The sequence below is a fragment of the Chryseobacterium sp. FW101-FHT12H09 genome (assembly GCF_058790395.1).
The window spans coordinates 271289-285899 of record NZ_JBYTCP010000002.1 but is presented as its reverse complement, the minus strand read 5'-3'; the positions used below and the strand labels follow the sequence as shown (position 1 = coordinate 285899).

At 34.5% G+C, this 14611-nt stretch carries 11 protein-coding genes; 4 read left to right on the top strand and 7 right to left on the bottom strand.

Going from position 1 to position 14611, the window contains the following annotated elements:
* Positions 1-6: 6 nt before the first annotated feature.
* From AC3WRL_RS06940 to AC3WRL_RS06915, 6 genes are all read right to left on the bottom strand, one after another.
* Positions 7-1077, bottom strand: coding sequence for a type I restriction endonuclease (locus AC3WRL_RS06940; protein WP_214829594.1), 1071 nt, complete (start codon positions 1075-1077; stop codon positions 7-9).
* 6 nt (positions 1078-1083) lie between these two features.
* A complete protein-coding gene (locus AC3WRL_RS06935) occupies positions 1084-1422 on the bottom strand; it encodes a YegP family protein (RefSeq protein WP_214829592.1) in 339 nt (112 codons plus the stop codon).
* Between the two features lie 368 nt (positions 1423-1790).
* Complete coding sequence (locus AC3WRL_RS06930; protein ID WP_214829590.1) at positions 1791-2456, bottom strand: response regulator; 666 nt, start codon at positions 2454-2456, stop codon at positions 1791-1793.
* 112 nt (positions 2457-2568) lie between these two features.
* A complete protein-coding gene (locus AC3WRL_RS06925) occupies positions 2569-3231 on the bottom strand; it encodes a DUF5932 domain-containing protein (RefSeq protein ID WP_214829587.1) in 663 nt (220 codons plus the stop codon).
* 10 nt (positions 3232-3241) lie between these two features.
* A complete protein-coding gene (locus tag AC3WRL_RS06920; protein WP_214829580.1) occupies positions 3242-4903 on the bottom strand; it encodes a tetratricopeptide repeat-containing sensor histidine kinase in 1662 nt (553 codons plus the stop codon).
* 65 nt (positions 4904-4968) lie between these two features.
* A complete protein-coding gene (locus AC3WRL_RS06915) occupies positions 4969-5172 on the bottom strand; it encodes a hypothetical protein (RefSeq protein WP_214829578.1) in 204 nt (67 codons plus the stop codon).
* A gap of 383 nt (positions 5173-5555) precedes the next feature.
* Here AC3WRL_RS06915 and AC3WRL_RS06910 point away from each other — a divergent pair, with 383 nt between their 5' ends.
* Both AC3WRL_RS06910 and AC3WRL_RS06905 read left to right on the top strand, forming a co-directional pair.
* Positions 5556-6323 carry a hypothetical protein gene (locus tag AC3WRL_RS06910; RefSeq protein ID WP_214829576.1) on the top strand — a complete coding sequence of 256 codons (768 nt, stop codon included), beginning with the start codon at positions 5556-5558 and terminating at the stop codon, positions 6321-6323.
* Positions 6324-6404: 81 nt separating this feature from the next.
* A complete protein-coding gene (locus AC3WRL_RS06905) occupies positions 6405-8201 on the top strand; it encodes a metallophosphoesterase (RefSeq protein WP_492329995.1) in 1797 nt (598 codons plus the stop codon).
* Positions 8202-8344: 143 nt separating this feature from the next.
* Here AC3WRL_RS06905 and AC3WRL_RS06900 read toward each other — a convergent pair whose 3' ends face one another.
* A complete protein-coding gene (locus tag AC3WRL_RS06900) occupies positions 8345-9412 on the bottom strand; it encodes a phosphatidylinositol-specific phospholipase C1-like protein (protein WP_214829573.1) in 1068 nt (355 codons plus the stop codon).
* Between the two features lie 325 nt (positions 9413-9737).
* On the opposite strand from AC3WRL_RS06900, the gene AC3WRL_RS06895 reads away from it, so the two are divergent.
* On the top strand, positions 9738-12782 hold the full coding sequence (locus AC3WRL_RS06895; protein WP_492329994.1) for a SusC/RagA family TonB-linked outer membrane protein: 3045 nt from the start codon (positions 9738-9740) through the stop codon (positions 12780-12782).
* An 18-nt stretch (positions 12783-12800) separates the two neighbouring features.
* The gene (locus tag AC3WRL_RS06890; protein WP_214829569.1) at positions 12801-14567 is read left to right on the top strand and encodes a RagB/SusD family nutrient uptake outer membrane protein; all 1767 of its coding nucleotides are present in this window, start codon (positions 12801-12803) and stop codon (positions 14565-14567) included.
* Positions 14568-14611: the final 44 nt, after the last annotated feature.

The following is a 14611-nucleotide window of genomic DNA, read 5'->3' as shown; positions in this document are numbered from 1 at the left end:
TTAGTTTTAAGAATAAGCTTCCAGTGTTTTATGAAGTTCAGATTTGTAATTATAAATTTCATCAAGGTTAGTTAGCAGAACCTTTTCACCTGCTTCTTTGCCATTGTGAAATGTCTCCAGGTATTTATTTGCTGTATTAAAATGAAATCTGCAGAGGGGCTTTCGGTTATTATCATCGAGTAAGACACCGAAATAGGACAGTGTATCTCTGTGGGCAATTCTGGCAGAAGGTATTTTTTCTCTTAAAATGGCTTTAACAATTTGGAAAGCTTCCAGTTCTTCGTCTGTTGTAACAATTTTCGAGTCATTGTTCTCATCAATAGACTGGGAAGTTTTTACCGTTTCATCCTGTTTTTCAATTTGTTCGTTGATGCTCAGTGCAGATTTAAGCCTAAAGCTTATGGATTCATTGATTGACGTTGTCAAAGCTTTCTTGGCGTATTCCTTGAAAGAAATCATTCTGTTGGCTGTTAAAGGCTTTTCGAAGAAGCGGTTCACTAACAGTTTTACCAATTCATCAGACGGATTCTCAATCTCTTTTTCGAATTCCTTTCTTATGGCTTTGATGTACTTTAATGCTTCTGCGGAATCAAGAATACTTTCCAAATTATAATCTTTCTTCGTAAAGCTTTCAAGAATTTTAATCGAACTGTCTTTTAGATCTTCAATATTAATAGTGAAAAACGGTTTTTCATCCATAATATTAGGCTTCTCCAAATCAGTGTAAAAATTGTAAACTATACCATTAGTTAAAACACCAAATCTTGTTTTTGAAACGTGATAATATCTGTGAAGCTGCGAATTGTGAGCATCTGCACTTTCCTTCCAGTGTTTACACTCTATAATGAAAATAGGATTGTCATTGTGTTTGATGACATAATCTACTTTTTCACCCTTTTTAGTTCCAATATCACAGATGTGTTCCGGAATAACTTCTGTAGGATTGAAAATGTCATATCCTAGAATTTGTATAAAGGGCATGACAAAAGCGTTTTTAGTTGCTTCTTCAGTACTTATCTGATCTTTTAATCCCACCACTTTCTGGTGTAACTGTTCAAGTTTAATTTTAAGGTCCATTGGTTTTTAGTTTTTAAGCGTTTCGTCAATAATTTCTGCTGTTGGAGCGTTGGATTTTACAGAATGGATGCCACTTTCCATTCCTGTTTTTGAGCTGTATAACTGACTTTTTCCAATAATCTCTCCATTTCTGGCTTTTAAAACGAAATAGTCTTTACCATTTACAGCCACTCTTCTGTCATATCTTGAATCATCATGAGAATTGACTTTTACGGATTCTATTCCCTTCTGACAGGATGCTTTCTGAACATAACCTTCGCTGGTTAAAATAATTTCTCCGTTTCCGGCTTTAAGATTGAACTGATACTCATTATTAATTCTTTGAGTGATTACGAATTTTCCCATGATTGCTTTATTTATTAACTTGTGTGACACGCATTTGAACAGTAATAGCAGCCGTTGATATTATTTCTTTGGACTGGAAATAATCTTTTCGCTTCATTTACCGCTTCTTGGCAGGAGTAAAAATTGCCCAAATAAATTCTATTTTCAAGAGATGACAAGAATCGGCATGAACTTTCATGCACTTCATAATCTCCATTAGGCTGCTGATTCTTATTAATGTAGTATTCTTTTTTCATAACAAATTGTTTGATTTAACACTTCAAAAATATGAGCATTAAATTTTGGTCTATTACGGGTTTCCGTAAAACGAGCAAAAAATAAAAAAACCTTTCAAATTTTTTGAAAGGTTGTAAGTAAAATGAATTGTTTTATATTATTCCGATATCCTTGCAGAAGGCTACAAGCTGTTCGTTACTGTTTATTTCGAGATCTTCTTTTAGACTGTTTAATCTTTTCTCAACGCTACTCAGGCTGGAGGGTTTTAAATTTCTCTCCTCGAGATGTATAGGAATGTTTTTCTGTAAGACTCCTTTAGAAAGGAGGGAAATAAGCGTAATGTCAAACGTAGAAAACTCATAGTTATTGAACTTTTTCATATCCTGTTTCAGATCAAAAGATAAATAGTTTTCTCCTATATAAACTGCTGCAATAGATTTTTTTAAATCTTTTGAATCGTTTCTGGCTTTACGTACATAACCATTAATTTGGTAGTTTGAAAAAAGATTTTCTATAACTCCCGTTTTATGTTCCGCTGAAAATACGATTACTTTCAAATTAGGCTGTATCTCTTTTGCTTTTCCGATGAGGTCTTTTCCGTCTTTAAGATTCTGTTCATGATGATCCTCCTCATAATAAAGATCTGTAATCAACAAATCGTAAGGATGTTCTTCTCGTAAAGCTTTCCGTATTTTTCCTATGGCATCATCACAATAGTATACATAATCGACTTTGGGAATATTAAGATCCTCAAGGGTTTTCTGGACGGAAATATTAATGCTTTCATGGTCTTCGGCAATTAAAACTTTTTTAAACATGGTTATGTGATTTAATTAAAGAAACTAGGTTAAGACCTCAAAAGTATATTCATTTATTTTTTCATCATTACGGTTCCCCGTAACAGGGGAAGATATTTTCAAAAAAATGTGATCAGATAAGGCCAATATCTTTGCAAATTACAATCATTTCAATATTATTTTTTGCACCGATAATGTCTCGAAGTTCATTTAATCTCTTTTCAATAGATCTAATGCCGTATGGTGGCATTTTATGTTCTTTTAGGTAGAGACTTATTTCATTTTGTTTGTGACCTTTGGCAAGCAATTCAAGCAATTTGAGATCATACTCGTTAAACTCAGAAGAAATATGGCGCATCATATTCAGAACTTCTTGTGGAACTACAGTCTCTCCATGAAAAATTTTTCGTATTGTACTTTTCAAGTCTTTTCCATCATGTCTTGCCTTGCTTACAAATCCATCGATCTGATATATTTTATAAAGATCATCAATTGTTTTTGCTTTCTTTTCTACTGAAAATACAACTACTTTTAAATCGGGCTGAATCTTTTTCGCTTCAAAAATAAGTTCCTGTCCGGAATGAAGTTTCTGGGAAATATGGTCTTTATCAAACGATAGATCAGCAATAAGCAGATCATAAGGGTTTTCTCTTTCTAAAGCTGTACTGATCCTGCCTAAAGCTTCATCACAATATGTTACATAATCAAACTCAGGGATATTTAATTCTTTTACTGTATTCAGTATTCCCTGGTTCATTATTTCTTGATCTTCAACGATTAAAACTTTTTTGAACATGGTTATATGATTAGGAAACAGGGAATGAAAGATTGACCTTCAGCCCTTTTTCAATTTTTGTGTCAAAAGTAATAGTTCCGTTAATAGCCTCAATACGGGATGCCGCATTTCGTAACCCATTTTTATAAACAAGATCTCCGGAAATTCCTATTCCATTGTCTTTGTATTGAATTTCAATGACATTGTTTATTTTTTCAAATTTAATGGCAACATGAGTGGCTTGGCTATGCTTTCTCATATTCACCATCAGCTCACGAAGCATCTGGTAAACCTCTTCTTTTACTATAGGAGAGACGAATTCCCAAATCGTAGGGCTGTTTCCTGCTGTAAAGGTTTTTACGCTTTCATTATTAAAGGAGGCAATAAGTTCTGAAATTACTCTACTGAATTCTTTTTCTTCTCCAATTTTATCGTAGGAAATATCTCTGGATTTTTCATAGACAAATTCGAGTTCATCAAGTGCTTCATTTTTATTAAAACTGTCCTGATTTTCTATTTTGGTCATAACCTGGTAGATGCCATTGGCAACTACGTCGTGTACTTTTTTGGAAATTTTGAGCTGGTTTTCTTTTATTTTTAGTTCGTTTTCTTGTCGTAGTCTTATTTGTCTTTTTCGATACCAAATTGTAAGAATAATTAAAACTGAAACTAGAGCACCCAAAAGATAGTTCTTTTGTAAAATGTGACTTTCTCTTACTATGGCATCAGCTTTTAAGCCCAAGTTTTCTGCTTTTTCTTTTTCAATTCCATAGCGAAAGTAAGCGAATTGATTTTTAGCTCTATTTCGTGCAATGAGAAGGCTATCGTTAAGAGATTGGTACTTTTTGAAGTATAGTGAAATATTATTAGTATTAAGCTCGATGAGCTTAATTAATGCCTGTAGTTTATCTTCAGGGCTTTTTAGTGCAGTTGCAGTTTCTAACATTTTCCCAGTATAAAAAAGCGCCTTATTTTTATCAATATCTTTAAAATATTCAGATAGTGTATAATAGCTCGAATTCAGGCCATCTAAATCATTATTTTTTTTTCTTATTTCTAGTGCTTTATAAAACTCGGGAAGAGGATTGTAATTCTTGTCTTCCATAAATTTTGCTTTGGCAAAATTATTCAGGGCTCTAGCGTATTCTGTGTCATTTTTGGTTAAAATGGCCTCTGTAAGATAATTAATAGCATGTTTAGAATCATTCTTTTTCAATAAAGCAACAGCTATATTATTATAATAGGTATATTTTGTTTCATTATTAATTGCATAACGAATGGCATTTTTGTAAAAAATAATAGCATGGTCATAATTGTACATATAACCAGATGCTATACCCATATTGTTAAAACTAGAAGCCAAATCTCTTCTTGTTGTACTGTCTTTGATATTAGTAAAAAACTTATTTGCTTCCAGACAGGTCTCTATTGAACCATAAAAGTCACCTTTTGATGTTTCGATAATTGCCATGTTTACCAAAGACTGTCCAATTCTTAGTGAATCATTATTTTTTACATATTCATCCTTTGCTAGAGTATAATAGTAAAATGCAGAGTCACTGATTTTGGTGTCTCTAAATTTTCTTGCCTTTTTATAAAATAAGTTTTCTTCTTTTAATTTTTTTGATACAGGCTCCTCTCTTGAGCATGAAAATAGAATCAGTGATATTATTAGAAATAATATATTTTTCATAGTATTAGTTTATCATGCAAAGTAAGAAAAAAGGACAGATTTATGCAATCTGTCCTTTCTGATTATTAAGGGTTTGTAAATGGAGGAGGTGTTTGGCCGGTATCTCCTGTAGTACCTCCACCAGGACCTCCGTCCCCCGGATCTAATCCCTCACCTGGATCACTACTTGTTTGTGTTGTAATTTGTGTTGGGTTATTATGACATGCTGCTGTATTTGTGTTATTATTTGAGAATGCTAAACCTAGTAGCATTAATATAAATTGGATCATTTCCTTAAAATTTTGAAGTTTTTGACTGTTTTTCTTCCTCCCACGGATTTTTCCACAGGCTGTACACGGTTAAAATTTCGAAGCGCTTCTTAATTTTTTAGGGAAGTAGAACCTTCAAAAACGGAAGAGAAACATCTGCTTCCCAACCCGGAGTTTTCTTCCGTTTTATCAGGTGATTTAGAGATAAGGCTTTTTGAATTTTCTGTTTTATTGTTTATTCTTGCTAATCTCTGAGGACAAAGTAAAGACAGAAGTAGGTGTCATTCCTAGACAGAAGAAGGACAGGTGAAAGGTTGTAAGTTGTTGTTTTTTACGGGAATCCGCAATTTTATTGTCTTAGTTTTGTCTAACTTAGACACCAATAACCCCTTTAAACTAAATCCATGTATGAGAAGAAAAAATTGCTGCTAAAAAAAGCATACGAAAAAGCAAAAAAAGAACTCAATAGAACCAAGTGCAGCGATGTTTCTATTTTAACTTATCTAACCTTTGAATTAGAAGGGAAGTTTGGTTCTTCTAAGGATGTAAGAACTTTTGTCAGATATCATAAAAGATTAATAAAAGACAATAGAGATTATGATATAGATGAAATTACGCTTGATCAATTAAGCTGGTATGTAGGATATAATAATTTCGAAGATTTTTGTACAAATGTTCTAATTGAGAAAGATAAAGGAGAAACGAAAATAGAACTTAAGATTGATCAAGATGAAGATTCTCTTTCAGAGAAGCTTTCTAAAATAATTATAAATATTACCAACACTCCTATTTTTAATGTGCCACAATTGGCTAAAAACGGGATGGGAATAGGAGCAATGATTTTAACTCTTGTTGCTGGCTTAGCTTATGGCGGAGGGCTTGGTGAGAATAAATATATGTATTGGAATGGAGAAAGATATGTAGGTACTGACAGCACTTATGTAAGTCCTAAATTCGATGTAGTAGCAATGGATAAAAATGTATATAAAAACTTTAAGAAAATAACAAGACCAGATACTTTAACCGTAGAAAATGCTATTGGCAAGGCGTGGTATTCAAAATATAACAATAAGGTAGAGTTTTTTACTATGGATGGAATAAATCCAGAGAATGGGAAAGAATTAAGAAAAGTAAGTGAACATATGGTAGATTTTTACGCTGGTGTGAAATAGATAGACTATATGTCACAATTATTTAAAGTTCCCTTAAAGCAATTCCTAAAATAATCCTCTAATTTTCGGATTATTTTAAAAATGATTAAAATCGGAATTTTCTCCACTTTAGTTTTTGTTTTCACTTGTTTATCTGCCCAGCAAAAACCTGTACAGATTGCTTTTCTTTCTGATGTGCATTTCCAGGATTTGTATGGAAGCTTTTCGGATAATGACTTTCAAGGAATTGTTAATCCTAAAACCGGAAAACCAACTATCCTTAGAACAATGGATTCTCAGTTGCATTCTACCAGAATTTTTAATGAAAATTATTTTGCTTTTTTAAAGGCTTTGGATGATATTGCGGCTAAAGGAATTAAGATCATTGCTATGCCTGGAGATTTCTCAGATGATGGACAAGCTTATAATTTACATGGGCTACATCGGATTTTGGAAACCTATCATAAAAAATACGGAATCAATTTTTATCTGACTACCGGTAATCATGATCCTGTGGGACCATTTCGCCAAGATGCCGGGAAAGATGATTTTCTAGGAAAAGATGGATCGCCATTAGAAATTTACAGTAAAGAGGGTCTTACAAAGACAAAGGATCATATTATTACAAAGGATATTGCAGAATCTGGATATGTTGAAATTCTTAATGAATTGAAAGATTTCGGATTTTATCCGGGCAAAGACAATTTGTATTGGAGTACTCCTTTTGATGATCATTCCTATTCTAATTATACTTATGGCAATGCACAACATTTTGCAGATTATACCAATAGGATGTATGAGGTTTCTACAGGTTTTTCAGTTCCGGATCTTAGCTATGTAGTAGAACCAATAAAAGGGATCTGGATGATTGCGATCGATGGGAATGCTTATATTCCTAAAGACATTAATAAAAGCCCTAGCGATCCTGAAAATTATAAAGGAGCAATTATTGGATACAATAATGTTTTGACGCACAAACAGCATTTAATTCAATGGGTTAAAAAATTGGCTGCTGAGGCAAAAAAAAATAATAAAACGCTGATTGCTTTTACCCATTATCCGATGATTGATTTTAATGATGGGGCAACGAATGAAATCAAGAAGCTTTTAGGTGAAAAGAAATGGCAGCTGGAAAGAGTTCCAGAAGAGGAAGTTGCAAAAGCATTCTTAGATGCAGGGTTGCAAATTCATTTTGCCGGACATATGCATATCAATGACACAGGGATTCGAAAAGAGGGAGATAAAATGCTGGTGAATGTTCAGGTTCCTTCGTTAGCCGCTTATTTACCAAGCTATAAAGTTCTTACCATTCATTCTCAGAATAAAATGGAGGTTCAGACAGAAGTTTTAAATAATGTTCCCCGTTTTGACGAGTTATTTCCGTTGTATGAAAAAGAATATGAAGCATTACAAAAAACTAAAAATACCAATCTATGGAATAGGGATATTCTGAAGACGAAATCCTATCATGATTTTATGCTGTTCCATTTGAAAGAGCTGGTTCGCTTGCGAATGATTCCTGATGACTGGCCTAACGATTTTATTGAAAGGGGAAAACTTTTAAGCGGAAAAGACTTGTTTTTGCTTTCACAAAATTCAAAGACGGAATCGACCCAAAAGATAATTAATATTGATTCATTCCAGAAATGGGGTTTTGAAGACCTACTACTTGATCTGTATAAATTCCAATCTGCTGATGAACTAGCTAAGAAGGATATTCCAAAAGAAAGATTACAGCAGTATCGAACTTTGATTAAATCCTTTGAACTCAATAAGTCAAATGATCCTTTTGTTGTACGATTGAAAGCCATTTTTAAAATTCTATCTCTGCTGTCTAATGGGGATCCGGCAGATCATTTTGAAATTGACTTAAAGGAGCAGAAGATAAAAAGGTTGTAGATGTTTTTAATTTTTGATGTCTCGCAGGTTTAGTGAATAAAGCCGTTTTTTTAAACATAATCATCGGTCAAATTATAGAAAAAGAAAAGCAACCTTATAATAAGACTGCCTTTCCCCTTTGATATGAATGAAAACGTGTGTAGTTATTGTCCGTTTATTGGATTTTTTCTTTCATAGGTGTTGTTTTCAAAACTGACCTTATAATTTGATTTGAACAATTTACTTGGCTGATAATAATCTGTAGAGATCACTTGTGCACCACTTTCTTTGGCTTTTTCAAACCGTGAGTAATCTTCACTTCGTGCTTCCATTGTATCAGCATCTGCTCTCGTGCGAATGATATAGCCTTGCTGTACCAGTTCGTTGATTTTTGGACTTGGATCGTTCATAAATAATACTGCTGATTCAGGAGTTCCAGGAGCCGAATTAGTGAAAATCATTCTCTCTTTTAATGAAGGATGGCCTTTTATATATAGATCTCTGTTTTCTCCATTGTTATCCATCACAAAAAGAAATTTTCCTTTGGCATCCTTTACTTTAGGCCAGTTCTTATGGAGAACAGCTTCATTTAAAGTTTTGTAAGAACCGCGGATATCATCTGGAGTTATGATTTTATTCTTTCCTAAATAATTTTTTAATTCATTGTCAAGATCGTCAAAGAGTTTTGATGTATAATGCTCAGGCTCGGTTCCAAATCTATTGGCTTTACCGTCTTTAGGTTCCAGTGTGATGAATATAGGGTCGTGATCTGGATGTGCATCAGACCATTTTTTCAGGTCTTTCAAACAATCCGCTAATGTATAATACCAGGTTTGATAATCGATATCTGTGATATGGATCATTTTATATCCCGGCTTTTTCATTTTTCCTTCCTGATCGAAAGGTTGCACTGTCTTTACCAGATCTAAAATTTTAGGATGAGCATACTTTCCGCCCTTGCTGTCAGCGTACACATCGATTTCAAGATTACGTAATCCTAAATCCAATTGCTTCGGTATTGCGATATGTTCATATTGAATTCTGGGTAAGGCATGTAAAGAATCTTTCTTAGCCAGGTAGGAATAAACCTCAGGAAGAATTGCTTTTTTATAGCTGTTATGTGAACCGATAACCTGGATTTCATTAATCTTTAGGTGATTTAAATCCTTAGTTTGTGACCATATTAAATGCAGTGGAGATAAGCAAAGAAGTACAGTAGAAATCTTTATCATTTTTGAATCAATTTTGTTATGGCGAAATTAACGAGTCGTTATTTGTTGTGGGTTACATATTATATTAATAATGTTTTAAGATTGTGTAAATAAGTCAAAATTCAGTGTTTGTAATTTGCTGATAACTAGATGAATATTATTTTCTCATTTTGAGATATTTATATTTTGTTGATCTTAAGATAATATTATGTTAAAATAGTTTCTGAGGAAATCAATTTACTTTGTATGCCGAAAATAAGCTGTGTAAAGAGTAGATAAAAAACCACTGTTGCGGGAACAACAGCGGCTTTTTAATAAGCAATGTTTATTACAATTACTTAATGATATGTACCACAAAATTAATTTTTTTAAATTTAAAAAGCTAATTCCAATAGCATTAATCTTTCTGGTTGCCAATCAGGCTCATGCAGAAGGATTTACTAGAATTAGCCCTGTTTACTCGCAGGTGAATGAGACAATATCCGGAATCGTTCTGGATCAGGAGGGGTCAGCAATAGAAGGTGCAAAAATTACTGTTATAGAAACAGGAGCTACTGCTACATCTGATGCTTCGGGAAATTTTACTATTTCGGCCTCCATTGGGCAGAGCTTATCAATTTCTTATGATGGATATGAAGTTCAAAAAACCAAAATTTCAAGCACTACTATTTCGGTTAATTTAAAATCTAAGAAGGGAGCTACTTCTATTGAAGAAGTTACTTTAGTAGGTTATGGTTCTCAGAAAAAATCAGATTTAACGGGTGCTGTAAGCCAGTTGAAAGCTGAAAATTTCAAAGAAGGAATGAATATTTCTGTTGATAACTTGATGCAGGGGAAAATTGCCGGTGTTCGTATTGTTCAATCGAGTGGGGAACCTGGAGCTGGTGTTAATGTTTCTATCAGGGGTATTGGATCCATCAGAAGTGGAAGTACACCTTTATTCGTTGTAGATGGTGTTCCTTTAAGTAATGATGCGGTAAGCGCAGCAAGTCCGAACGTTGGTTTAGGAAATGCTGGGGCAAAAAATCCGTTGAACTTTTTAAATACCAGTGATATTGAATCAATTACTGTTTTGAAAGATGCTTCTGCTGCGGCTATTTACGGGGCGAGAGGTTCAAATGGTGTTGTTTTGGTAACCACAAAAAGAGGAAAAAAGGGTGAGCCCATGTTTACGTATGATACGTATTTAGGTTTTTCTTCTGTTATAAAGAAATTGGACCTGTTAACAGCGGATCAATATAGAGGCGCGGGAATCAATAAATTGTATGACCATGGTGGAAATACAGACTGGCAGGATGAAATTTACAGAAATGCAGTTTCATCAAATCACTCGGTTTCATTCTCAAAAGCTACGGAAACAGGGAACTATTTTGCATCCATTTCTCACATGGATCAAGATGGTATTGTGCTGAATAGTAGTTTCAAAAGAACGACAGCCCGTTTGAATGCAGAAGAATCTTTTTTTGATAATAAAAGATTAAAGGTTAAAGTAAATCTTACGGCGAGTGACATCAGGGAAACGGGAATTCCGAACGGTGGAAATGCAGGATCTGATGGTCAGGTGATTATCCATGCTTTGATGGCAAATCCCACACGCTCTGTGTATGATGAAAACGGAAATTACACCAACTTCAATATGAACGCCCACTATAATCCTTTGTATTTATTGAGTGTTTATAATGATAAAACCAATACATTCAGAGTGTTGGGGAATACGGAAGCTACATTGAGAATTTTACCGGGATTAAATTATAAATTCAATTTAGGGATTGATAAGACAATGTCGGAAAGAAATACAACCATGTATCCGAACGTTACCGACAGAACACCAAAAGGAATGTATGTTCAGGCCAATCTTGACTCTTATAATGTGCTTTTGGAACATTATTTAACATATGATTTTAGTTTAAACAAGAATAATTTTAGTGTGTTAGGTGGTTTTTCTTATCAAAAATTCAAATCTACAGGCACTTATTTTGGAGTAAAAGATATTGCAGCTCAGGGAGCTGGAATTGCTCCGGAAATTAATCCGGGATATTCGGGAACAGCATTCGTTCCGGGAGCGGGCTATGCTCAGGAGAATGAATTACAGTCGTATTTCGGCAGAGTAAATTACAATTTTGATAAAAAATATTTACTGACTGCTTCATTAAGAGCCGATGGTTCTACACGTTTCGGAAAGAACAACAAATACGGATATTTCCCTTCCGTAGCTGTGGGTTGGACGATGTCTAATGAAAATTTCTTAAAAGATTCTCAATTCATTAACGAATTAAAATTAAGAGGAAGTTGGGGACAAACCGGTAACCAAGAAGTTCCGAACAAAATTACACAGGCGAGCTCTTCGTTGACACAGGCTGCAGGGTATTATTTATATCCAAATTTAGATTTGATCAACGGCGTTTCGATAAACAGAACTGTAAATCCTGATCTGAAATGGGAGGTCGTAGAGCAAACCAATATTGGTGCAGATTTCAGTTTATTGAAAAATAAATTATATGGATCATTGGAATATTACAACAAAACAACAAAAGATCCTATCTTAAATATTCCTTCAAGACCATTAAGCCCAACAAGTACAGTATGGAAAAATGTTGATGCACAGATCGTGAATAAAGGTTTTGAATTCTCTTTAGGTTCAGAAATTATTAAAAATGAAAATTTCACATGGAATTTTGATGTCAATGGAGCAACAGTAAATAATGTTGTAAAAGATCTTCCTGTTTCCGCAATTTATTCGGGAGAGGTTTCTGGTCCAGGACTTTCTGGAGTTACTGCCAATATCTATAAAAATGGATATGAAGCAGGATCTTTTTATATGTACAATTATTTAGGGGTTGATGCCAACGGAAAATATATCTATGAAGATATTAATGCAGATGGAAGAATCGATCAGAATGACAGAAAGATTTTCGAAGGAGCTATTCCGAATTTCACTTTCGGGATCAATTCTTACATGAAATATAAGAAGTTTGATTTTTCTTTCTCTTTCATCGGACAAACAGGAGGTTATCTGGTAAATAATACGGCGTTGGATTTAAATATCAACAACTTAGCCTCAGACAGAAACGTTCTGAAAAACTTCTACGATTCGGGGGCTAACTTCACGAACCAGCCGCAATTATCTTCTTTATATCTTGAGAAGTCAGACTTTCTTCGTCTGAACAATGTGAGATTAGGATATACTTTTGATATAAATCAATTAAAATTCCTGAGAAGTATCAATCTTTATATAAGCGCGCAGAATTTATTTACAATTACCAGCTATACGGGTTATGATCCACTTGTTGATACAAACAAACAGGTGGGAGGAAACCAGTCTTTGGGAATTGACTATACAACGTATCCGTCTGCGAAAACGTTCATTTTGGGAGCAACTGTTAAATTTTAATTTAAGTTAAAAGAAATCATGAAATCTAAATTTTTAAATATTAATAAAATTGTTTTATCCATTGGTGTACTGGCTTTAGTTGGATGTACAAATCTGGATGAACAAGTGATTGATGAGGTTTTGGGATCTGAAGTTGCAGATTCTGAAGCTGCTTTGGCTGCTGCTTATAGCCAGCTTGGGGAAGGAACTTTTGTAGACCATGGAAGTGTTTTTGCTTTGCAGGAATATTCTACTGACGAAGCACTGTTACCAACAAGAGGAAGTGACTGGGGCGATGGTGGAAAATGGAGAGCGATGCACGAATTCACGTGGGATGCCAATAGTGATGTTGTAAAAACAACCTGGAATCAATTGAATTTCGGAATTACAAAGTCTTTAACGGCCATATCAAGTGCCAGCAAAAGTACCGGAGCGAATAAAGCATTATTTTTAGCAGAAGCAAAAGGTTTATTGGCGTATTACACCTATACAACGATTGATTTGTTTGGGCAGGCACCATACAGGGATCCGGATAATATCAATGCTCCAATTCAGATCAGAAAGGCAGAAACGACCATTGATGCTTTAATTACTGAAGTGGAGGGCCTTATTCCCAATTTAGCGGATATTAATACTCAAAATACACATGCAGGAAGATTTACAAAACAGGCAGCTTATGCACTTTTGGCAGATATGTATCTCAACAGAGCTGTTTTGAAGAATAGAACGACAAGTAATTTTACCTTTTTGGAACCAGCTGTAAATGGCGGCGGAAATGATATGGATAAAGTGATTGAATATTCTAATTTGTTAATCAATAATCCGAACTTCAGTTTAGAGTCTAATTATTTCCACAATTTTGATATCAATAATAATACGAGTAAGGAAATGATCTTTACGATCGTTCAGAAGAAAATTGCGAATTCAGATAAAGGTTCAGACAATGACTTAGCTTACATGTCAATGGAGAGAATTCAGAAACCTTCACCTGATAACAGAGGAACAAACGCAAATTGTGTCACTCCGGAATTTTATTATTCCTGGAATGGAAATCATGATGACCCTCGTTTCCAGAGAACCTATCAGTATGAAGACGGAACCTGGTTCAGAAACGACGGAACAGACGTAAGCGTACCATCAACAAGTAAAGTGGAAGGAACAGGAAAACCTTGGTTCCATTTCAACAGGGGGTTGCAGGTTGGCCAACAATATGGTCCGAAAATTCTTGCGAATGGAAATTTCGATATGACTGCTGATGGAAGAATTAAAGTATTTAAATTATTTACTGAAAAAAACACAACATTAGCAGCAGATTTCACTCCGGAATTGAACTTTGACAGCCCTTCAGAATCGGTATTTACTCAGGCTCAGATCAATAGGGGAGTAAGGGTTTTCAAGTTTGAATTTGATCCTGGTTACGGAAACAACGGAACAAGCGGAATGGATGTGCCGTTGTACAGATTAGGTACGATCTATATGATGAGAGCGGAGGCATATTTCAGAAAATCAAATGTTAGTGCAGCTTTGGCTGATGTTAATATACTGAGAACAAGCAGAACGAATGACGCTTTAAAAGGAAATACACCTGGTGTTAAGATTGCTTCTTTGGATGCGGATACATTATTAAGAGAATCTGGATTTGAATTGTATTGGGAAATGTACAGAAGAAAGGCAATGATCAGATTCGGTAAGTTTGATTTGCCGGGAACTGCAAAACCCGCTTCACAACCTTACAGAAGAATTTTCCCGATTCCTCAGGCAACGCTTGATGCTTCGGCAGACTTCACACAAAATCAAGGATATTAAGTTTCTTCATATCAGATTATTTTTAAGCAAAAAAGCGAAGAGAG

Bases quoted from the DNA above. Each gene is read 5' to 3' on its own strand.
- AC3WRL_RS06940 (WP_214829594.1), bottom strand. From the start codon at position 1,077: ATGGACCTTAAAATTAAACTTGAACAGTTACACCAGAAAGTGGTGGGA.
- AC3WRL_RS06935 (WP_214829592.1), bottom strand. From the start codon at position 1,422: ATGGGAAAATTCGTAATCACTCAAAGAATTAATAATGAGTATCAGTTC.
- AC3WRL_RS06930 (WP_214829590.1), bottom strand. From the start codon at position 2,456: ATGTTTAAAAAAGTTTTAATTGCCGAAGACCATGAAAGCATTAATATT.
- AC3WRL_RS06925 (WP_214829587.1), bottom strand. From the start codon at position 3,231: ATGTTCAAAAAAGTTTTAATCGTTGAAGATCAAGAAATAATGAACCAG.
- AC3WRL_RS06920 (WP_214829580.1), bottom strand. From the start codon at position 4,903: ATGAAAAATATATTATTTCTAATAATATCACTGATTCTATTTTCATGC.
- AC3WRL_RS06915 (WP_214829578.1), bottom strand. From the start codon at position 5,172: ATGATCCAATTTATATTAATGCTACTAGGTTTAGCATTCTCAAATAAT.
- AC3WRL_RS06910 (WP_214829576.1), top strand. From the start codon at position 5,556: ATGTATGAGAAGAAAAAATTGCTGCTAAAAAAAGCATACGAAAAAGCA.
- AC3WRL_RS06905 (WP_492329995.1), top strand. From the start codon at position 6,405: ATGATTAAAATCGGAATTTTCTCCACTTTAGTTTTTGTTTTCACTTGT.
- AC3WRL_RS06900 (WP_214829573.1), bottom strand. From the start codon at position 9,412: ATGATAAAGATTTCTACTGTACTTCTTTGCTTATCTCCACTGCATTTA.
- AC3WRL_RS06895 (WP_492329994.1), top strand. From the start codon at position 9,738: ATGTACCACAAAATTAATTTTTTTAAATTTAAAAAGCTAATTCCAATA.
- AC3WRL_RS06890 (WP_214829569.1), top strand. From the start codon at position 12,801: ATGAAATCTAAATTTTTAAATATTAATAAAATTGTTTTATCCATTGGT.